The organism is Bradyrhizobium sp. SZCCHNR1098, from assembly GCF_032489375.1.
Taxonomy (GTDB): Bacteria; Pseudomonadota; Alphaproteobacteria; order Rhizobiales; family Xanthobacteraceae; genus Bradyrhizobium.
In genome coordinates this window covers 183,937-202,953 of record NZ_JAUEXY010000004.1, presented here as the reverse complement: position 1 = coordinate 202,953, position 19,017 = coordinate 183,937, and the positions used below count along the sequence as shown (strand labels likewise).

Genomic DNA, 19,017 nt, shown 5'->3' with positions numbered 1-19,017 from the left:
TGAACTTGGCGGAATCGTGCGATGGGCATCGGGCTACGGCAGGACAAGGAGCGGGCGACTCTCGAGGAGATCCGGATCCGCGTCGGGCATGCTTTGCAGCGGCATCCGCTGTGCCGCAACGTCCAGTTCGACATCATGAGCGTTCCCCGCACCGCTCGCGGCGGGAACTGGACCATCAGCCTGCATTCGGTGGAACCGGCGGCGCTTTGGGAGGCCTCCGACATCGTCGCCGACATCCAGGCCGCGTACGACCTGCTGATGCCGGCCGAGCTGTCTTCGGCGGCGTAAAAAAATATCCGTCATGTTCACAGGGCAGAATGGTGGCCTCTGTGTTTCTGTGGCATCGTAAAGCCTTAATTAACTCCCACTTTTCGGCAAGCTGCGGCTTTCCGCCGGGATACGGAGAATTGCGTGACGAAGTCGATCGCTTTTGTCGCTGTGCTGGGCGTGCTGATCGCAGGCGCGGCCGTGACAAGCGTCCTGATGCGGGACAGCGTGCCTTCGGCCGGTGCGATGATGCCGCCTGTGGTGGCGAAGAGCCCAATCTCCAACCGTGAAGCCAAGGGCGACCGTCTGGCGATGGTCACACTTGCGGCTCCCGAGGTGCAGCAGCCGAGTGCCCCGTCGAAGGCGACGCTGCGTCAGGCCTTTGCCTATGCGCCGTCCGAGCCGGAAATGGCGAAGGCGTCGGCCGTCGTCGCTGCCGAGCCGGTGGTGCCGAAGTCCAAGATTCTCGCCAGGAGCGAGCCGGCCCCGGCGCCGCTGAAGCCGGAGGTGCAGAAGGCCTATTCGTTGCTGTCGGACGGCCAGATCGCGGGCATCAAGGAGCGGCTGCGGCTGTCGTCGAGCCAGGAATATTATTGGCCGGCGGTCGAGACGGCGCTGCGCGCCGTCGCCCGCAAGATCCACGCCGGCCGCCAGGGCGCGGCGAAGCCGGGCGCGGTGGCGATCGATCCGGATTCGGATGAGGTGCAACAGCTGAAGTCGGCCGCGATGCCGCTGCTGTGGCAGCTGCGCGAGGACCAGAAGGACGAAGTGCGGCGGCTTGCGCGCACCATCGGCCTCGACAAGGTCGCAGCCGCGATCTGATTGGTCCGGCCGCGTGAACATCAGAGAAGGCCGCGCATTGCGCGGCCTTCTTGCTTCCAGGGGGTATTTTTTACCTCGCCGGCGGATTGGCCTCCGGATGCCCGCCGCTCTCGGCACCGGCTCCGGTCAGCGACGACGCGGCCCGGCCGTCACCCTCGATCGCCACCGACGCGATCTCGCGGTTGTGTCGCGAGCGCAGGAAGGCCAGGAACGCGCCGGCGGCAATGATGATCGCGGCCGCGAGCGTGAAGAACATCAGCCAGCTGATGGGTTGATCGCCTTGCACGTCGAACATCCGTCGTGTGAGGGGCGCACGACGTGCAGTCGCGTCAAACCCGCATGACAATCTTTGTTCGTTGCAATCGCGAGCGCGGCGGAAGGTTTCGCCGGTGTCCCAGAAAATCTCGCGTCAGCGCCCTTCGCCCGCGGCCCACAGCGCGTCGAGCCCGGCACGATATGTCGGGTAGGCAAAGACGACGCCGAGCTCCTGCTTGGCGCGGACGTTCCGGATGCGGCGGTTGCTGGCATAGAAGCTGCGCGCCATCGGCGACAGCTCGGCGCGGTCGAACGGCAGCTCGGGCGGCGGCGCGATGCCCATCAGCGCGGCGGCGTAGGCGATGACATCCTGCGGCGGCGCCGGCTCGTCGTCGACAATGTTCCAGGCGCCGCCTTGCCGGCGCTCGATCGCGCCCATGATCGCGCGGCCCGCATCATCGACATGGATGCGGTTGAACACCTGTCCCGGCTTGACGATGCGCCGCGCCCGCCCGGCCCGCAGCTCGACCAGCGCATTGCGGCCCGGCCCGTAGATGCCGCCGAGCCGGAGCACCGCGAGCCGGTCGCCGATCCGCGCGCGCCAGTCCTGCTCGACGCGGACCCGGGCCTGCACCCGGTCGTGCTCAGGCGCCAGCGGCGTGTCCTCGTCGATCCAGCCGCCCTGATGGTCGCCATAGACGCCGACAGTCGAGAGATAGACTACGCGGCGCGCGCGCCCTGCCGTGATGGCGTCGCCGAACGTGGCCAGCACCGGGTCGTCGCCGGCTCCCGGAGGCACCGAGATCAGCACGACGTCGGCGCCCGCGGCTTTCGCCAGCGTCGCGGCCGGCGCCGTGCCGTCGAACAGGTCGATGTCATCAGGCGCCAGCTGCGCGCGCTTGTCGGCGCCGCGCACCGTGCCGCCGACGCGCGCGAACGCGCCGCGGTGCAGTTCGACGAAGCGCTGCGCGGTGTAGCCGAAGCCGATGACGAAGAGGTTCATGGATGCCGTTCACCCGGATGGCGCGAAGAAGCGAGCCTCGAGTTACCCGGCACCGGGTGGCCCGCGCAATTCAAATGACGCGTGCGGAGGTCACAGCCTGCGCCCCTGGCGGTGCTGGCCTGCCGCCCTTGTTATGGCTCCCGTCATGGTCCATGTCGTATGATCAGGTGACAGGAGATGGACTGCCACGATGAATTTCCATTCGATCTACCGGCACGGTTTTGCCCGCGTCGCCGCCTGCGTCACGGCCTCCAGCGTCGCCAACCCCACCGCCAACGCGGCGGCGATCCTGGCGGCGGCGCGCGCCTGCCATGACCAGGGGGCGGCGGTCGCGGTGTTTCCGGAGCTCTGCCTGTCCGGCTACGCGATCGAGGACCTGGTCAAGCAGGATCCGCTGCTCGACGCCGTCCAGCGCGGCCTGCTCACCTTGGTCGAAGCCTCGCACGACCTGATGCCGGTCATGATCGTCGGCGCGCCGCTGCGCTTTGCGCATCGCGTCTACAATTGCGCCGTCGTGATCCATCGCGGCGAGGTACTCGGCGTCATCCCGAAGAGCTACCTGCCAACCTATCGCGAGTTCTACGAGGGCCGTCACTTCGCCTCCGGCGCCGGCATCCGCGGCGAGATGATCGAGGTGGCCGAGACCATGGCGCCATTCGGCACGGATCTGCTGTTCGCCGCCGCTGACGTCGCCGGGCTCGTCATCGGCGTCGAGATCTGCGAGGACATGTGGATCCCGGTGACGCCGGCGTCCGAGTTGGCGCTCGCCGGCGCCACCGTGCTCGCCAATCTCTCGGGCAGCCCGATCACGGTCGGCCGCGCCGAGTCACGCTCGCTGCTCTGTCGTTCCACCTCGGCGCGCTGCCTCGCCGCCTACATCTACGCGGCGGCCGGTGTGGGCGAATCCACCACGGATCTCGCCTGGGACGGCCAGACCTCGATCTTCGAGAACGGCGTGCTGCTGGCCGAGAGCGAGCGCTTCCGCCAGATCGGCCAGACCATCTTCGCCGATATCGATCTCGATCTGCTGCGTCAGGAGCGGGCGCTGATGGGCACGTTCGACGACAATGCGCGCGCGCAACGCGCCGGCGTGCACTACCGCCGCATCGGCTTCGAGCTGCAGCCGACCCTCGATGACATCGGCTTCATGCGCAGCATCGAGCGCTTTCCGTTCGTGCCGAGTGATCCCGCGAGGCTCGATCAGGACTGCTACGAGGCCTACAACATCCAAGTCGCGGGTCTCGTCCAGCGGCTGCGCGCCACCGGCACCAAGCGCATCGTGATCGGCGTCTCCGGCGGGCTCGATTCCACGCATGCGCTGATCGTCGCCGCCAAGGCGATGGACCTGCTCGGCCTGCCGCGCACCAACATCCTCGCCTATACGATGCCGGGCTTTGCGACCGGCGCGCAAAGCAAGTCCTACGCGCATGCGCTGATGACGTCGCTTCAAGTCAGTGCCGCCGAGCTCGACATCCGCCCCGCCGCGACGCAGATGCTGAAGGACATCGGCCATCCCTTCGGCCGCGGCGAACAGGTCTACGACGTCACCTTCGAGAACGTGCAGGCGGGCCTGCGCACCGACTACCTGTTCCGCCTCGCCAATGATCGCGGCGGCCTCGTGCTCGGCACCGGCGATCTCTCCGAGCTCGCGCTGGGCTGGTGCACCTATGGCGTCGGCGATCAGATGGCGCACTACAACGTCAATGCCGGCGTGCCGAAGACCTTGATCCAGCATCTCATCCGCTGGGTGATCGCCTCGCGTCAGTTCTCCGCCGAAGTGGACCGCACGCTCGAGGCGGTGCTTTCAGCGGAGATCTCGCCGGAGCTGGTGCCGGTGAAGGAGGGCGAGACGCCGCAGAGCACGCAGGCCGCGATTGGCCCCTATGAGCTGCAGGACTTCAACCTGTTCTACACGCTGCGCTACGGCATGCGCCCCTCGAAGATCGCCTTCATGGCCCATCACGCCTGGAAAGATGCGGGCGACGGCGCCTGGCCGCCGGGCTTTCCCGCCGACAAGCGTCACGCCTACACGCTCGGCGAGATCAGGAAGTGGCTGGAGGTGTTCCTCAAGCGCTTCTTCGCCTTCAGCCAGTTCAAGCGCTCGGCAATGCCGAACGGCCCGAAAGTGGTCGCCGGCGGCGCCCTGTCGCCGCGCGGCGACTGGCGCGCGCCGTCGGACGGCAACGCCACCGCGTGGCTGGAGGATCTGGAGCGCAACGTGCCCAAGTGACGACCATCTTGCTCGGCCGCCGCGCTTGCCATATCCGAGACGTGCGCGTCCGCCTTTGCGGCGTCGTCATCGACATCGTTGAACGGAGCTGATCATGAGCGTGACCGCCGCCGGCATTTCCTCGATGGCGACGAGGCAGATCCTCGCTGAGCTCGCCGCCGCCTATGAGGAGGCGACCGGCGAGGTGATCACGATCGAATCCGTCGGCGGCGTCGATGCCGCCAAGCGCATCCGCGCCGGCGAAGCGTTCGACTTCGCCGTGCTCGCCTCCGATGCGCTGCAGAAGCTTGAAAGCGACGGCCATCTCGTTCCCGGCAGCATCATCGAAATCGCGGAATCGCCGATGGCGATGGCGGTGCGCGCCGGCAGCCCCAAGCCAGATCCGCTCGACGAGGCCGCCGTGCGCAGGGCGATGGAGAACGCCAGGGCGATCGGCATCTCCACCGGCCCGAGCGGCACGTATGTGCAGAAGCTCGCCCGCGACTGGGGCTTGGAGAGCGAGGGCACTTCGCGCCTGGTCCAGGCCAAGCCCGGCATTCCCGTCGCCAGGCTGCTCGCCGACGGCGAGGTCGAGGTCGGCTTCCAGCAGCTCAGCGAGATGCTCGGCGCGCCCGGCATCGACATCGTCGGCCTGCTGCCCGCGTCGCTGCAGCCCGGCACCGTGTTCGCGGCGGCGTTGTGCAAGGCCGGCGCGCATACCGAGGCGGCGCGGGCCTTCATCGAATATCTCGTCTCGGAGGAGACCGCCGAAACCAAGCGCCAGCACGGCATGACGCCGGTGTGAGGCGCCGGCTCCACAGCCCGCGAAAAAATCCGATCGCCGCGTGTCGTCTCGGCCTTGTCCCGATCGTCTTCCAGCCGAACAATCGGGAAGGAGACGGCGGATGAGCACATCGTACTATCGCTGGGTGATCGTGGCGGCCGGGGGCGTGCTCGGCTGCGTCGCCGTCGGCGGCCTGTTCTCGCTGCCGGTGTTCCTCAAGCCGATGGCCGCCGAGACCGGGTGGTCGGTCGCGGGGATCTCCACCGCGATGACGATCGGCTTCCTGGCGATGGCCGTCACCAGCATGGGCTGGGGCACGCTGTCCGACCGCATCGGCCCGCGTCCCGTGCTGCTGATCGGATCGATCCTGCTCGCCGTCAGCCTGCTGCTGGCAAGCCTGACATCCTCGCTGCTGGCGTTCCAAATGCTGTTCGGTCTGATCGCAGGCATCGCGACGGCGGCGATCTTCCCGCCGGTCATGGCGACCGTCACCGGCTGGTTCGACACCCATCGCAGCCTCGCGGTGTCGCTGGTCTCGGCCGGCATGGGCGTGGCGCCGATGACGATGTCGCCGCTCGCGGCCTGGCTCGTCTCCAGCTACGACTGGCGCACCGCGATGCAGTGCATCGCCGCGATCGTGGCCGCCATCATGATTCCCACGTCGCTGCTCGTGGGCCGCCCGCCATCGTCAGCGCCCGGCGACGCCGTCGTGTCGGGGCCCGCCGCCGGGCCGGCCGAGATGACGCGATCGGCGGCGCTGCGCTCGCCGCAGTTCCTGATCCTGCTCGCCACCAACTTCTTCTGCTGCGCCACGCATTCCGGCCCCATCATCCACACCGTGAGCTACGCCGTCACCTGCGGCATCCCGCTGATGGCGGCGGTGACGATCTACAGCATCGAGGGGCTCGCCGGGCTCGGCGGCCGCATCGCCTTCGGCCTGCTCGGCGACCGCTTCGGCGCCAAGCGCGTGCTCGTTCTCGGCCTGCTCGCGCAGGCGTTCGGCGCGCTGGCCTATGTGGTCGTGCGCGACCTCGCCGCGTTCTATGCGGTCGCGGCCACCTTCGGCTTCCTCTATGCCGGCACCATGCCGCTCTACGCCGCGATCGCGCGTGACAATTTTCCGCAAGGCATCATGGGCACGGTGATCGGCGGCACGGCGATGGCCGGCAGCCTCGGCATGGCGACCGGCCCGCTGGCCGGCGGCCTGATCTACGACAGCTTTGCGAGCTACACTTGGCTCTATGTCGGCTCGTGGGTGATGGGCCTCGGCGCTGTCATGATGATGATGACCTTCCGGCCGTTTCCCAAGCCGACGTCGCAGCCTGGCGCCGTGCCCATGCAAGCGCCGGCCTGACGCTGCTGCATCGCACCTTCACGCGCGCCGTCGGAATCGAACAACAACGCTTGATCCCCCGGCAGGAACTGTGATGTCGCAGCCGGGTTGGGCGGCGTGGAGTTCAACCGGATGGAGATCGGATCCATGAAGAAGACTCAGCTCGCCATTGCCACCCTCGTCGCCGCCACCCTCGTCGCCGCCACCCTCGCCGCCGTCCCGCTCGCCGCGCAAGCGAAGCACCACAAGAAGCACAACGCCGCGACGTCGACCACCTCGTCGCAGACCACCGGCAGCAACATGAAGTCCGGCCGCGATTCCACGTCGTCGAGCCAGGGCAATGTCGGCCCGGGCACGAACCAGGCGGGAAGCATGGGGAAGTAGGACCGATTCGTCCGTCGGATTCAGCGTCGGAGTGCCCGGTGCCCGGGCTTTCCGACGCGCGATGGCGCTCCGCGCAGCGATGCAAGACGACGCGCTCCACGTGGCGGGACGCACGAAACCACGGGAGCGAACAAACGTTGCGACCACCAATCGGCCTCGCCAATCGGGCGATGGATCCCGATCAGCAAAACCCGATCACTTCGAGGCTTCCTTGATCTTGTGATCCAAATGCCCGGTGCCGTGGTCCCGGCGCAACTGGCTCAGCGACGTCTCGTTGAGCTGCAGCAGCACATCGCCGAGCTTCGTCGAATCCGGATAGCCGGCCGCAAAGGACTTGCCGTAGATGTTGCGCAACGTGGCGACCAATGTATTGCCGTGCTTCCTGCTGATCTCGCCATCCTTGTCCCGATGGCGGCCGTCGAGTCCTGGTTCCTTCATGCGTCTCTCCCCTGATGCGACTTGCGCGCTTGGGGAGGAGCCTGCGCTCAATTCGCCTGATTGGCAACGCTGCGGCGCGAAGCGACGTGATTTTCTGATACATCTGCCCTGTCCCAACTGGCTACTCCGGCCGCCCTTCGCCCAACTGCCCCGCAGCCGGACCGGGTGCGGCCGTCGTGGTCATAGGAGCGGATGCTGGCCTTCGGGGCGGCACGCTCGGAGCTGGAGGGTAATAAGGATAAAAATTCTGCTCAATCGCCCGCCTCAGTTGCTTGTAGCGCACCTTGTTCGATGGACCGGTTTCGTCCCAGTTGCGCGTGTAGAATTTACAGTTTTGCGACGTCGCTCTGTCGGCGAGCTTCCGAGTAGCCGCGACGAAATCCCGTTCGTTGATTTCGACATCACGTTTGAATGAGCCGACCATCTCCCACGCCGGATCTGTCGCTCGGGTTGGCGTAGCGTCGCTGACCCTAATCCCGCGATCGCCGAATGTGATATCGAAGATATATTCCGTTTGTCCCGTCTGCGTCGTCCAGCATGATGGATAGGTAAGGCCGTTTCCATTTCTGTGCATCAGATTGAGCACTTCGAGGTGGCACTTGTCGCGATCGGCTTCCGTCGCTGCAAGTTTCTGGGTAACCTCATTGGAATCGAGCATCTGGGAAAGCGGCTTGATCTGGCTCGGCTGCGTATCCTTGCCCAGGGTATTGAGAATCTCGACCGCACGCTTGAGGACGGCTGGCGGATCGTTCGGATCGATCTCGGCGGCTTGCTCGACTGCCGAGGCAAACGACCGGAACGTCTGCGAGCTGTCGAGGCCAAGTGACTTGACTAGATCTGATTGCTCAGCGTGCCTGGTGGTCTGCTGCTTTAGTGCTGTATTTTCCGCCTCCAGCTCTTGTAGGCGTTTGAAGCGCTCGACGAGCTGCTGCACTGCAGTGATATCGACCGCGCCACCCTCATGTAGCGCTTGCTGAAGCGGCTTGAGCTGCTCTTCGGCCGTATTGGCTCTGTCCTGCCAATCCTTGAGTTCGGCTGAGAGCGTCAGCAGGAGCAGGAACAGGAGCAGCAGCAGGATCTCCGCCAAAGTTAGTCCGAGAATGAGGCCCCGGCGCTGTTCGCGTTCATCGGCGAGTCGCGAAGCCATTGCAGCCTCCTAACTTCGGTGAAACGGCCAAAAGTGAAACCAGCGGCGGCGCTTTTCAATCAATCCGATGGCGACCGACAAACGGTCGACGACGCGGTCCAGACGCGCCCCAAACTCGTCGAAGCGGTCATTCAGGTCATTCGCCAGCCGGACGAGCTTGACCTCGATTTTGGACGTGCCCTCACGCAGAACCTCGACGCGGTCTCCCTCAGTGCGAAAGGCACGATCAATGTTTTCCGCGGCGGTGTTGGCGACGCGGCTGATGTTCGACACTGAGTCTTGCGCCGCGCCGACCGATTCTTCGGCGGCTTTGCGCGCCGCCTGCTGCACCCCGGTATGGAAGGTTTCGAACTCCGCGAGGGTCAAGCTCAGTTGGGCACGGAGGTCGGCGGAAGCACCCAGCAAATCTCGGCGGACTTCATCCTCGACTTCGTCGATATCGGCCCGCAACTGCACGAACAAAACGCGGCCTGCGACACCAACGATGGTTGTGAACAGCGCAATTCCGAAACTGCCCAACAGATCCTTGATGTCGTTGCCGTTGCGCAGCAACAACAGCGCAGCCGATAAGCTCGCCAAAGTGAAAATGAAGCCCAGATAGTAGAAGTTGTCTCCGAGGCGGTCTGGTCGAAGCTGTACGCGGCGAAACTGGAACGCGATCAACCCGTAAGCAAGCATTAGAGCGACGGCGCCGCCTGCAATATAGTCCGCATTGAACTGGTGCATCTTGAGGAATAGTATCCCAATGAAACCGAATACGGCGACCAATGCAAACAGCCCCTTGTCGGGCATATCGCTGAAGAAGCGTCGGCGTGGTACCAGGCGCGCGGCTCGATCCAGCCTCATCTCGATATCGGCCTCTTTGAGTCCATCCGCATTCTGCGCAAGTTCGGTCATGGCGTGCCCTGCTAAAGAGGTTCAACTGCAATTAAGCGGCCGCCAGATCCCGAGACCAACTGTTCCCAAAACACCTGATGGCCGCGGCTCTGGATAGAGACTTTGCCGCGAAGTGCCGTCGGCCTCAGGAGATAGAGGATGTTGACCTCGGCGCCCTTCAACTCCGGTTGCAGGGTGGGCCAAGCGCTATTATGCGACAAAGCTGCAAAATTCGGCTCGGCCTGAAAATGCGAACTCAATGCGGTGTGCTGAACCATGTCTGAAACCATCGTCAGCCGCAACGGCAGACGACCGGCATCGACCCTGCCGAAAGAGGTAATGCTGGCAGCGCGCAAGCTCTCGATGATTGGCGAGGAATTCTGACGTGAGGCATGTAGGAGATCCTCGACTACTTGATCCAATACTGCAGCGAATTTTGTCTCGTAGCTCTTCCGGACCTCTTCAGGATTCTCGATCCACGGATTGGCGGCGTCAGGCTTGCCCAGCGCGCAGATGACGAGCTTGGGTCTCAGCACATGCGTGGTGTCGCCTTCGAACGTATAAATGTCAAACCGAGTACCAAAGGACGCATCATGCTTATAGCGATCGATGGCCTGCCGAATTCGCTGGGCCTGCTGGTCCGTGATCGGATCGCTGCGGTCGAACAGAATGGCATGAACGGCGCTCGGTCCCGACAGCGGGCAGTTTGTTTCTGCGTCCAGAACCGGCCGTGTGTGCTGCACCCACCAATAGCCGCCGACAAATGCCCCGATCAGCATTAGCCCGAGAATGGCCAGCAGCAGTCCGCGCAGGCCGTCGGCGCTTCCCTTTTTCCGTCGTGATCGCCGCGACATTAGCGAGGCATCTGCGTCGGATGGGGATATTTCACAATCAGCGCCTCATATTCGTCGATGACGCTTATTGAAAGTTTGCGCAGTTCCTCAAGAGCCGCATTTGCGTCCGCAGGCGTCGATGCTGGCTCGGCGATCTCGGTCAGCACGGCAGTGTCCTTGAGGAAGCTACGCGGTAGCTGCCATGGCGCGCTGAAATAAGCTGGAGCCGGACTCTGGCGGGCAGCGCGGTTCGCGTCCCGGTATGTCGCCAGCAGCCGGTTGGTGGCGGCCTCGATACTGCTCTCATAGGCTTGAAAACTGCGCAGCTCGGCTTCGCGCTGAGCCCGAACCTTCGCCGCCTGCTGCGGGAACAGCGGAATGCGGCGGATGCCCTCATCGAGCTCGGCGACTGTCTTTTCCTTGATTTGCTCGAGGTCCTCGAAGAGCAGCGCGTGCTCGTCGCTGTAGTTTTCGCGCGCTTCTTCTGCCCTGCGGGAATGCGCTCCGTAGCCGGGATACGGATCGTCGAACGTATAGCCCTTCGAGATCGCCATCGTCGACAGCACCAAGCCGAGGCCGAACAAATAGAACGAATTCAGATCGGCGAGTGTCAGCGGACTTGAGACCAGCGTCTCGCGCGCGACTGCAAAGGCGCGTTCCTCGCCGGCCGAAGCAGTCGCATCCCGATAGTGCGCGGCGAAACCATGAAGGCACGCAAGTGCTGCAACGGCGGCCGCTGTAATCAGCAGCCCGAGAATCTTGATGAGCAGGTTCCGGTGATTGATCCATCGCATCGGAAGCAGTCCGACCGAGAATGACGTCAAGACGTTCACGAACGAAATCCCGAGCGCCATGACGATGCCACCAAGTAGGCCCAGGGTCGCTCCCTTCGCAAAAAAGAAGCCGTTCAGCCCAGCCTCCGCGCCGACAAGGAAGACCAGCAGTCCGAGCGTTGTGTGCCTGTTTGAGGGCGGGCGGGCCGCGCGCCTCAGCAGATTGGCGTCCCGAAACTCCTTCAGTTCGTCTCGAAGCGCGATAAATCGTTCGCGCAGCGGACCGAGTTCTGCCTCGGCGCGATGATGGGCATTGTGCAGCTTCGCGAGCGTATTGTGAGCAGCGAGACGAAGATTCTCGAGTTCGGTCGAGACCGAAACGGCGATCAGGCGTGCCGCGTAGGCCCGTAGACTATTGATGAGCTCGGCCCCGTGCCAGGCCCATTCGCTCTCCAACGTTTGTGTTATCTGCTGTTCGACGGCATCGAGTGTTACGGAATCGGAAGGAGGCAGCTGCTGCCGACCACGCTCGGCGGCCAGCCGCGGCAGATCAATCTCGCGCGCGATCTCGTCCACATCGATCGGCTTCAGATAGCCTTGTGCCTTTGCTCGCCCGTCGTCGCCACGGACGGCATCACGCAGCTTGCGAAAGGTCCCAACCAACATTACGCCGACCCAAAATGGATTATGCCGCTGGACGTGGATTGCCGAGCACCATAGCACAAAACGAAAGGTTGTAAGTGGTAGCGACGGATTATACCCGGAGAATATAGAGAGCTGTAGAGGATTGGAGCGGGTTCCTGGAACTAAGCGAGACAGTCGAGCAAGGTGCGCTTAAGGGGCCCGATGTGTCACCGCTGCAATCCCATGTTGTTCACGGAGGAGCCGGTCAAAAATCCCGCGTTCTTTTTATCGGAAATCATGCTTTACTCCATTCATCCCACCTCATGCAGAGGGCGTACGCGTCGTCACGATACGTGGAGGTGGGCTGCGATGGACGTGGATGCTGCGCCAGACGAGCGTTTGCATCGCGGACGGCGAAGTCGTGTGGTCCCGGCCTCCCGATGCTGAGGTCAAGCCTGTTGTTGATGCGCAAGCGTCACGCGGGCGATGGGGGCAAGAAAGCCCGGTCCCCAAGGAGAGCACGAAGGACACCGTTAAAACCGATCGCGCAGGGAGGGCCGGGTCGTCCGGCTGGACCTGTGGTACCTGCCGCCTGCATTTTTTTCGCAGGCGGGCCACGGGCCTCAGTCGAGGTCCGGCTCTCCCTGCGCCTCTCGTGTTTTGGGGCGCGCGCGACCAACGCATTCCTCGGACTCATCGAGCCGCGAGACCGCGCGCGCACGCCTGAACCGACCGCAAGTGGCTGTTTGACATCTGAATGACGTGATGGTGCTTGTCTGCGCCCGTGACAACGCCGAGCAGCGTCGGGCCGAACCCACGGATAGGAGACGCGGTCAGTCGCAGTGCGTCTCAAGAAGCGTGACGCGGTCAGAAACCGGGTCACGCATCGGTCTCGTGCCCCGCGGGGACAGCGACAAACCCAGCGCCTTCCAATCGCTTCTTCATCGGAAACCACTGAGCGTTCGTGTCTATCCGATGAACGGGGACAACGAGATGCTCCACGCCGCCGGCTTTTGCATCACGATTGGCCTCAGCGATAGAGAGCTCCACTCGGCAAACGACAATTGAAGAAGGATGTCGAAACAGTATCACGTTGAGGTTGTATTGAGAAGGCTTGGGTGTAAAATCTTTACGATGCCAGATTTCCGATGGGAGCGACGGGCTTCCCAATAGTTCTACTGGCTGAGAGAGGGTTGTGCCGGCATGCCTCTCATTGTCTATCCGCATTGCGACATGCACGTCGCGCTGAAGAAGCCCGCGACCAAAGTGCTGCCGTTCCGCGTGTTCGACCAGGATTTGCCGAACGGGTCGACGACCTACACGCTGACCGACGTCACCGCGGACTGCAATTTTCGGATCCTGGCGCCGTACAACCCGGTCGGCTCCCGGCTGACCAGCTTCGTGACGATCGATCCTGCGGCGCGCACCATCACCGGCGACGACGTCGGCATCAATCTCGTGGTGATCGAATATGGCCCCGGCTACGTCGTCGCGCGTATCCAGGTGCACGACGATGTGCTCGGCTGGTGGTTCGGCAACTCCTCGATCACCACGGCGCTGCATCCGACGGTCGGCCACAGCCAGCCGACGCTGTGCGCGCTGTTCAGCGACGATCCGACCGGGACCGATCTCGTCGGCGACATCACCGGGCACGGCTTCGTCACGCTCAGCTCGGCCAGCCCCGGCACCTTCGTGGTAGCAAATACGAACAATGAGGGACGGTTGAGGGGCGTGAGCGAGGGGGCGGCCCAGCTCAACGGCAGCTTCCTCGGCGTCAACCAGAGCCTGCCGGTGAAGGTGGTCGACTACGCCAAGACTCGCGACAACATCTCGACGGTGCGCGCCGGCGACCTCGGGAATGCCGCCGAGATGCACAACATCCTGTTCCTCGCCGAAGGCTTTCGCGCGTCCGAGAAGGACAAGTTCGACAAGATCGTGCAGGAAGCGGCGGACGGTCTGTTCTCGCAGAAGCGCCACGAGCCCTACGGCACGCTCGCGGGCAGCTTCAACGTATTCAAGGCCTTCCAGGCGTCGGAAGAGCAGGCGGTGACCTGCGGCTGGCGCGTCAACGACGAGGAGACCTCGGAGCTCGGCAGGGGCGGACCGATTCCGTGGAACTACAGCGTTTCGGACGACAAGAGCATCTACGAGGTCGACGAGCTCGTGGCCCGCGTCGGCCTGCCGCTCCGCAACGAGACTGCGACGCCGGCGCAATTGAAGGCGCGCTGGGCGGGCCAGTCGCTGTCCAACTACGACGCGGCGAAGGTCAACGACACCCTGATCGAAGCGTGGAGGAAGCAGAAATCGCTCGGCATCCTGGAGGCACGTGACACCTTCTACGGGCTGATGCTCGGCTCCCGCTGGGGCGATCAGTCGGCGAAGTCCGGGGCCGCTTTGACGATGCCGGCGGCGGATGCGGCGGGCGATGCCAACCTCGCGCCGCTGATCGCCCGCGCCTATCAGTTCTTCAAGCCGGCCAGCGCCACCCGGCACCTTGCCCCGGATCCGCGCCGGCACCCGCCGGAACTCGCTAGGAACGGCCGCGCGAACGTTGCGGCGCCGATCATGGCCTACCTGTCCGGACTGCGGCTCGGGTCGTCGCCGCACACCGCGCTGGGCGCCGAGTGGATACCGGACGGCACCTTCAAGCGCAGCCGCGGCCTGATCGCCATGATCACCAACGAGGACATGATCGGCGGCACCAATTTCAACCAGTCGACCGTGACCGCCAATTCGCTGCAGAGCCTGAAGACGCTCGACTTCGAATATCCGGCGACTAACACGGCGACGAAGAAAGTGATGCGGCGCAAGCCCGCCAGCGACATCGACGCCGACCTCACCGATATCATCGACACGGTTGCGCACGAATTCGGCCATTCCTTCAATCTCGGCGACGAATACGAAACGAGCGCCGAAGACAATGCGACCGCTTCGAGCGAGCACGACAACATCGTCGCGCTCGCCGGCATCTTTCAGGATCCGAACTACGCCGCCAATCACTCCCGTCTGGTCGATCCGTCCAAGGTGAAATGGTTCGAACTTCTCAGGGTCCAGCTTTCGGCCAAGCTGACCCAGGCTTCGACCCAGCAGGGTGGCTCGATCGAGGTCAGGATCGACCCGCGCCAGATCCCGCGCTGGGTGCAGGCGAAGGCGGCCGGCCGCCAGGCGTTTCTCCGCCGCATCCAGATCACGGCGATCGGCCGGCAACTGCCGCTCACGTTCACCGATTCCGATTACCTCGTCAGACTCGACATCGGCGACATCGACCAGAACCTCGGCTCGATCCGGCTCGGCGGGCTGGAATTGCCGCCGGCGCCGTTTCCCGTGTTTCCGAAAGGCTCGCTGCTGTTCGTGCCGCGCCGCGACGATGCGGACGCGCTGGTCTATGTGGTGGAAAAGAAGGTGCGCGACTTCATCGCAGGCAACCATCTGCCGCTCAACAAGGATCCCGACTTCGCTCATGTGAACGACGAGGGCGACGACCCGAAGGACATCCCGAACTTCAAGCCGCCATGCAAGGCGCAGCGGCTGGTCGGCCTGTACGAAGGCGCATACAACTTCACCGGGCTGGTCTATCGTCCGGCCGGCGACTGCAAGATGCGGAACAACAGCGGCACTTTTTGCCATGTCTGCAAATGGCTGATCACCAACCGCGTCGATCCCGCGCTGCACGACGTCGTCGACCGCGAATTCTATCCGGAGGCCAAGAAAAATGGCTGAACCGGGCGCCCTCGAAACGATCGTCGCCGAGATCGGCAAGCTGCTGCTGCCGCTGCGGGCGGCGGTGGAGTCGCCGGCCGCGTTCCAGGGCCTGCTGCTCAAGCTGGGCTGGGATTCCGACGTGATTCCGAAGCCGATCGCCGATCTCGCGGTCGACTTGCAGCTGCTGTTCGATCGGCTGCAGGCGCTGGTCGGCAGCGGGCTGTCGCTCGACGGCGAAGTGGCGTCCGACGGCGAGACAACGGTCGTGTCCGGGTCGCTCGAAGACGCCTTCAAGACCATCGAGGCGATCGCCGGCGTCGTGCAGGCGATCGACGACCTCGTCTCGGCGCCCGGCGGCGCATTTCCGGCGACGCTGAACGCCGATAATTTCAAGGGCGAGTTTCCGGGACAGCTCGTCGGCTATCTCTTCATCACCTATCTGCGCAACCATCATCCGGGCATCGGTTTCGCGCTGCAGGCGCTCGGTGTCATCCGCACCCGCTATACCGCGCCCGCCGGCAACCGCCCGGACTACATCGACTACAGGTTCAGCTTCCCGGACCTGCCGAAGATCGTCTCCGACCCGGTGACGCTGTTCGAGAACGCCTTCGGCTGGGGCACCGACAGCTTCGACTTCTCCAGCTTCGCGCGGCAGATCGACAGCCTCGCGGCCGGGCTCGGGCTCGACGTCCGGATGGTGGAGGTGCCGGATCGGGTCGCGCTCGCGCTCGAAGGCGGCCCTCCGATCGGCCGTGCCGCCGTGCGCAAGCGGCTGCGCTTGGTGTTCTTCGAGCGGGCACGCGACGCAGGGCGGCTATCGGCCGAGCTCGGACTGTTCCCGCTGCCGAAGTCCGGGAGCAAGAAGCCGGGCTTCGCGCTGCTGCCGTCGTTCAGCGGGCTGCTGTCGGTGCGGATGCAGCTCGGTCCGACGATCGCGGTGACGATCTCGAGCGACCTCGATCTCACCGGCGGTGTCGGCCTGATGGTGCGGCCGGGCAGCGGCATCGACATGGTGGTCGGCTTCGCAGGCAGCGGCGCGCCGACGTCGGCCAAGGGCACCGCGCGCGTCGAAGTGGAATACTCCGCCGTCTCCGGCAGCCCGACCATCGTTCTTGGCACCGGCGAGGGCACGCGGCTCGAATACCAATCGGTGAGCGGTGCCGGCGGTTTCACGCTGGTGGCGGGCAAGGACGTCGAGGTGTTCGCCGAGGCGGACCTCAAGGGCCTCGCTTTCGTCCTCGACGCGTCCGGCTCGGACGGCTTCATCTCGACCATCCTGTCGGGTATCTCGACGCGGTTCGAGTTCGATCTCGGCCTCGGCGTCGCCTATCCGCGCGGCGTGTATTTCCGCGGCACCTCGCATCTCGAGATCCAGATCCCAGCGCATATCGACCTCGGTCCGATCCAGGTGCAGGGACTGACGCTCGCGGTGACACCGTCGGGTGACGGCCTCCCGATCGATATCGGCGCGACGCTGAAGGCGGCGCTCGGTCCGCTGGTCGCGGTGGTGGAAAACATCGGGCTGCGGACCGATCTCGCTTTTCCGGGGAGCGGCGGCAATCTCGGCCCGATCGATCTATCCTTCGGGTTCAAGCCACCGAACGGCGTCGGGCTGTCGATCGATGCCGGGGCGGTGAAGGGCGGCGGCTATCTCTTCATCGATCCGGACCGCGGCGAATATGCCGGCGCGCTGGAACTGAAGATCCTCGACTTCCTCTCGGTGACGGCAATCGGCGTCATCACCACCAAGATGCCGGACGGGTCAAAGGGCTTTTCCTTCATCGCCATCATCACGGTCGAGTTCAATCCCGGATTGCAGCTCGGCTTCGGCTTCACCCTGCTGGGAGTCGGCGGACTGGTCGGGCTCAACCGCTCGATGGACCTCGACGCGCTAGTCAACGGCGTGCGCGCCGGCTCGCTGGACTCGGTGCTATTCCCGCACGACGTCGTCGCCAACGCGCACCGGATCATCTCCGACCTCCGCACCTTCTTCCCGCCAGAGCAGGGGACCTTCCTCATCGGCCCGATGGCGAAGTTCGGCTGGGGCACGCCGACGCTGATCAGCCTGTCGCTCGGGATCATCATCGAGATTCCCGGCAACATCGCCATCATCGGCAAGCTGACGGTGGCGATCCCGGACGAGCGGCTGCCGCTCATCATCATCCAGGTCGCCTTCATGGGCGCGATCGAATTCGACAAGAAGCGCGGCTGGTTCTTCGCCATCCTGTACGAATCCCGCGTAATCTTCATGCCGCTCGACGGCGGCATGGGTGTGCTCGCGTCGTTCGGCGGCGACGCCACTTTCATCGTCTCCGTCGGCGGCTTCCACCCGGCCTACAATCCACCGGCGCTGCCGTTCCCGCCGATCCCCCGGATCGCGATCAACATCCTCAACACGCCGGTGGCCCGCATCCGGGTCGACGCCTATTTCGCGGTGACGTCGAACACCGTGCAGTTCGGCGCACATGCGGAGCTGTATTTCGGCGTCTCGATCGCCAACATCGAGGGCCATCTCGCCTTCGACGCGCTGTTCCAGTTCTCGCCGTTCTATTTCATCATCACGATCTCTGCCTCGCTGTCGGTGAAGCTGTTCGGCGCGGGGCTGTTCAGTATCCGCTTCCGCGGCTCGCTCGAAGGCACATCGCCCTGGCACGTCGAGGGCACCGGGAGCATCTCGCTGCTGTTCTGGGACGTCGACGTCGACTTCTCCCACACCTGGGGCGACAAGGAGGACACCAGCCTTCCGCCGGTCTCCGTGCTGCCCCTGCTGGTGGCGGAATACTCGAAGGCGGAGAACTGGACTGCCGCGCTGCAGAACAGCAGCAGGCTGTTGGTGACGCTCAAGACCGTGGACGCGGGCTCCGACCTTGTCCTGCATCCGGTCGGTTCGCTCAAGATCACCCAGCGTGCGATCCCGCTCGGCATCACCCTCGACAAGATCGGCGCGCAGCGCCCGGACGACGCCAATTACTTCTCCGTCGCGACCGCGACGTCGGGAATCGAGAAGCGCGCCACCATCCGGGAGTCGTTCGCGATCGCCCAATTCAAGGACCTCAAGGACGGCGAGAAGCTCAGCGCGTCCGACTACGAGGCCGAGGAGGCGGGGCTGGAGCTGTCGGTCACTGGCAACCAGGCAAAGACCAGCTATGTCACCAAGCGCATCGCCCGCTACGAAGAGATCATCGTCGACAACAATTTCAAGCGGGCACGCCGGCGCTTCGTCACGCTCATCTCCGGGCTGTTCACGCACTTCCTGGCCAACAACGCCGTGGCGCGGTCCGAGATCTCGGCGAAGTCGCGCGATCTGAAGCACGCATTCGACGACAAGATCGCGGTCGATCAGGCGTCCTATGTGGTGGTGAGCCTGGCCGACAATTCGCCGATCGCCGGCGCGCCTGCGTCGTTCCAATCGCGCGCCAGCGCCGGTGAATTCATGGCGGCGGAGACGCGGAGCAATCCGAACTTCGCCAGCGAGGCCCATATCGTGCGCCCGCACGAGATGAAGCGCGCGGCGTAGCGAGGCACGATGATGGCGGGCGGTCCGGCGAGGCGGCGGGGAGGGACGGG

14 protein-coding genes and 1 pseudogene are annotated in these 19,017 nt (G+C 64.5%); 8 read left to right on the top strand and 7 right to left on the bottom strand.

The features are described from left to right. Positions 1 to 21 precede the first annotated feature (21 nt). Together QX135_RS11295 and QX135_RS11290 are read left to right on the top strand one after the other, a co-directional pair. On the top strand, positions 22 to 288 hold the full coding sequence (locus tag QX135_RS11295; protein WP_315736147.1) for a hypothetical protein: 267 nt from the start codon (positions 22 to 24) through the stop codon (positions 286 to 288). A 180-nt stretch (positions 289 to 468) separates the two neighbouring features. Next, the gene (locus QX135_RS11290) at positions 469 to 1,089 is read left to right on the top strand and encodes a hypothetical protein (RefSeq protein WP_315737021.1); all 621 of its coding nucleotides are present in this window, start codon (positions 469 to 471) and stop codon (positions 1,087 to 1,089) included. Between the two features lie 100 nt (positions 1,090 to 1,189). Here QX135_RS11290 and QX135_RS11285 read toward each other — a convergent pair. Then, positions 1,190 to 1,375: pseudogene (locus tag QX135_RS11285) on the bottom strand (hypothetical protein); the annotation flags it as partial. 123 nt (positions 1,376 to 1,498) lie between these two features. Continuing rightward, positions 1,499 to 2,347 carry an SDR family oxidoreductase gene (locus tag QX135_RS11280; RefSeq protein ID WP_315758834.1) on the bottom strand — a complete coding sequence of 283 codons (849 nt, stop codon included), beginning with the start codon at positions 2,345 to 2,347 and terminating at the stop codon, positions 1,499 to 1,501. Between the two features lie 190 nt (positions 2,348 to 2,537). Here QX135_RS11280 and QX135_RS11275 point away from each other — a divergent pair, with 190 nt between their 5' ends. From QX135_RS11275 to QX135_RS11260, 4 genes are all read left to right on the top strand, one after another. Further along, positions 2,538 to 4,577 (top strand): NAD(+) synthase, encoded by a 2,040-nt coding sequence (locus QX135_RS11275; RefSeq protein ID WP_315777830.1) that lies wholly within the window; start codon positions 2,538 to 2,540, stop codon positions 4,575 to 4,577. Positions 4,578 to 4,671: 94 nt separating this feature from the next. After that, complete coding sequence (locus tag QX135_RS11270; RefSeq protein WP_316179484.1) at positions 4,672 to 5,361, top strand: substrate-binding domain-containing protein; 690 nt, start codon at positions 4,672 to 4,674, stop codon at positions 5,359 to 5,361. Positions 5,362 to 5,461: 100 nt separating this feature from the next. Further along, positions 5,462 to 6,694, top strand: a complete 1,233-nt coding sequence (locus QX135_RS11265; protein ID WP_316179486.1) for an MFS transporter — start codon at positions 5,462 to 5,464, stop codon at positions 6,692 to 6,694. A 126-nt stretch (positions 6,695 to 6,820) separates the two neighbouring features. After that, a complete protein-coding gene (locus QX135_RS11260) occupies positions 6,821 to 7,057 on the top strand; it encodes a hypothetical protein (protein WP_316179488.1) in 237 nt (78 codons plus the stop codon). 195 nt (positions 7,058 to 7,252) lie between these two features. On the opposite strand, the gene QX135_RS11255 is transcribed toward QX135_RS11260, so the two are convergent. The 5 genes from QX135_RS11255 to QX135_RS11235 form a co-directional block, all read right to left on the bottom strand. Further along, a complete protein-coding gene (locus QX135_RS11255) occupies positions 7,253 to 7,495 on the bottom strand; it encodes a hypothetical protein (protein WP_316179490.1) in 243 nt (80 codons plus the stop codon). 121 nt (positions 7,496 to 7,616) lie between these two features. After that, entirely contained in the window at positions 7,617 to 8,642 is a 1,026-nt protein-coding gene (locus QX135_RS11250) for a hypothetical protein (RefSeq protein ID WP_316179492.1), read from the bottom strand. A 9-nt stretch (positions 8,643 to 8,651) separates the two neighbouring features. Continuing rightward, positions 8,652 to 9,539 carry a hypothetical protein gene (locus QX135_RS11245; RefSeq protein WP_315777825.1) on the bottom strand — a complete coding sequence of 296 codons (888 nt, stop codon included), beginning with the start codon at positions 9,537 to 9,539 and terminating at the stop codon, positions 8,652 to 8,654. A gap of 11 nt (positions 9,540 to 9,550) precedes the next feature. Then, on the bottom strand, positions 9,551 to 10,372 hold the full coding sequence (locus QX135_RS11240) for a hypothetical protein (RefSeq protein ID WP_316179495.1): 822 nt from the start codon (positions 10,370 to 10,372) through the stop codon (positions 9,551 to 9,553). Next, positions 10,372 to 11,790 carry a hypothetical protein gene (locus QX135_RS11235; RefSeq protein WP_315777823.1) on the bottom strand — a complete coding sequence of 473 codons (1,419 nt, stop codon included), beginning with the start codon at positions 11,788 to 11,790 and terminating at the stop codon, positions 10,372 to 10,374. The genes QX135_RS11240 and QX135_RS11235 overlap by 1 nt, the downstream gene beginning before the upstream one ends. A 1,161-nt stretch (positions 11,791 to 12,951) precedes the next feature. On the opposite strand from QX135_RS11235, the gene QX135_RS11230 reads away from it, so the two are divergent. Next, positions 12,952 to 15,468 carry a M64 family metallopeptidase gene (locus tag QX135_RS11230; protein ID WP_316179498.1) on the top strand — a complete coding sequence of 839 codons (2,517 nt, stop codon included), beginning with the start codon at positions 12,952 to 12,954 and terminating at the stop codon, positions 15,466 to 15,468. Then, complete coding sequence (locus QX135_RS11225) at positions 15,461 to 18,967, top strand: DUF6603 domain-containing protein (RefSeq protein WP_316179499.1); 3,507 nt, start codon at positions 15,461 to 15,463, stop codon at positions 18,965 to 18,967. Before QX135_RS11230 ends, QX135_RS11225 begins: the two co-directional genes overlap by 8 nt. Positions 18,968 to 19,017: the final 50 nt, after the last annotated feature.

Excerpts from the sequence above, each read along its gene's own strand:
- QX135_RS11270 (WP_316179484.1), top strand. The coding sequence starts at position 4,672 with ATGAGCGTGACCGCCGCCGGCATTTCCTCGATGGCGACGAGGCAGATC.
- QX135_RS11230 (WP_316179498.1), top strand. The coding sequence starts at position 12,952 with ATGCCTCTCATTGTCTATCCGCATTGCGACATGCACGTCGCGCTGAAG.
- QX135_RS11280 (WP_315758834.1), bottom strand. The coding sequence starts at position 2,347 with ATGAACCTCTTCGTCATCGGCTTCGGCTACACCGCGCAGCGCTTCGTC.
- QX135_RS11295 (WP_315736147.1), top strand. The coding sequence starts at position 22 with ATGGGCATCGGGCTACGGCAGGACAAGGAGCGGGCGACTCTCGAGGAG.
- QX135_RS11240 (WP_316179495.1), bottom strand. The coding sequence starts at position 10,372 with ATGTCGCGGCGATCACGACGGAAAAAGGGAAGCGCCGACGGCCTGCGC.
- QX135_RS11235 (WP_315777823.1), bottom strand. The coding sequence starts at position 11,790 with ATGTTGGTTGGGACCTTTCGCAAGCTGCGTGATGCCGTCCGTGGCGAC.
- QX135_RS11225 (WP_316179499.1), top strand. The coding sequence starts at position 15,461 with ATGGCTGAACCGGGCGCCCTCGAAACGATCGTCGCCGAGATCGGCAAG.
- QX135_RS11265 (WP_316179486.1), top strand. The coding sequence starts at position 5,462 with ATGAGCACATCGTACTATCGCTGGGTGATCGTGGCGGCCGGGGGCGTG.
- QX135_RS11255 (WP_316179490.1), bottom strand. The coding sequence starts at position 7,495 with ATGAAGGAACCAGGACTCGACGGCCGCCATCGGGACAAGGATGGCGAG.
- QX135_RS11275 (WP_315777830.1), top strand. The coding sequence starts at position 2,538 with ATGAATTTCCATTCGATCTACCGGCACGGTTTTGCCCGCGTCGCCGCC.
- QX135_RS11260 (WP_316179488.1), top strand. The coding sequence starts at position 6,821 with ATGAAGAAGACTCAGCTCGCCATTGCCACCCTCGTCGCCGCCACCCTC.
- QX135_RS11250 (WP_316179492.1), bottom strand. The coding sequence starts at position 8,642 with ATGGCTTCGCGACTCGCCGATGAACGCGAACAGCGCCGGGGCCTCATT.
- QX135_RS11245 (WP_315777825.1), bottom strand. The coding sequence starts at position 9,539 with ATGACCGAACTTGCGCAGAATGCGGATGGACTCAAAGAGGCCGATATC.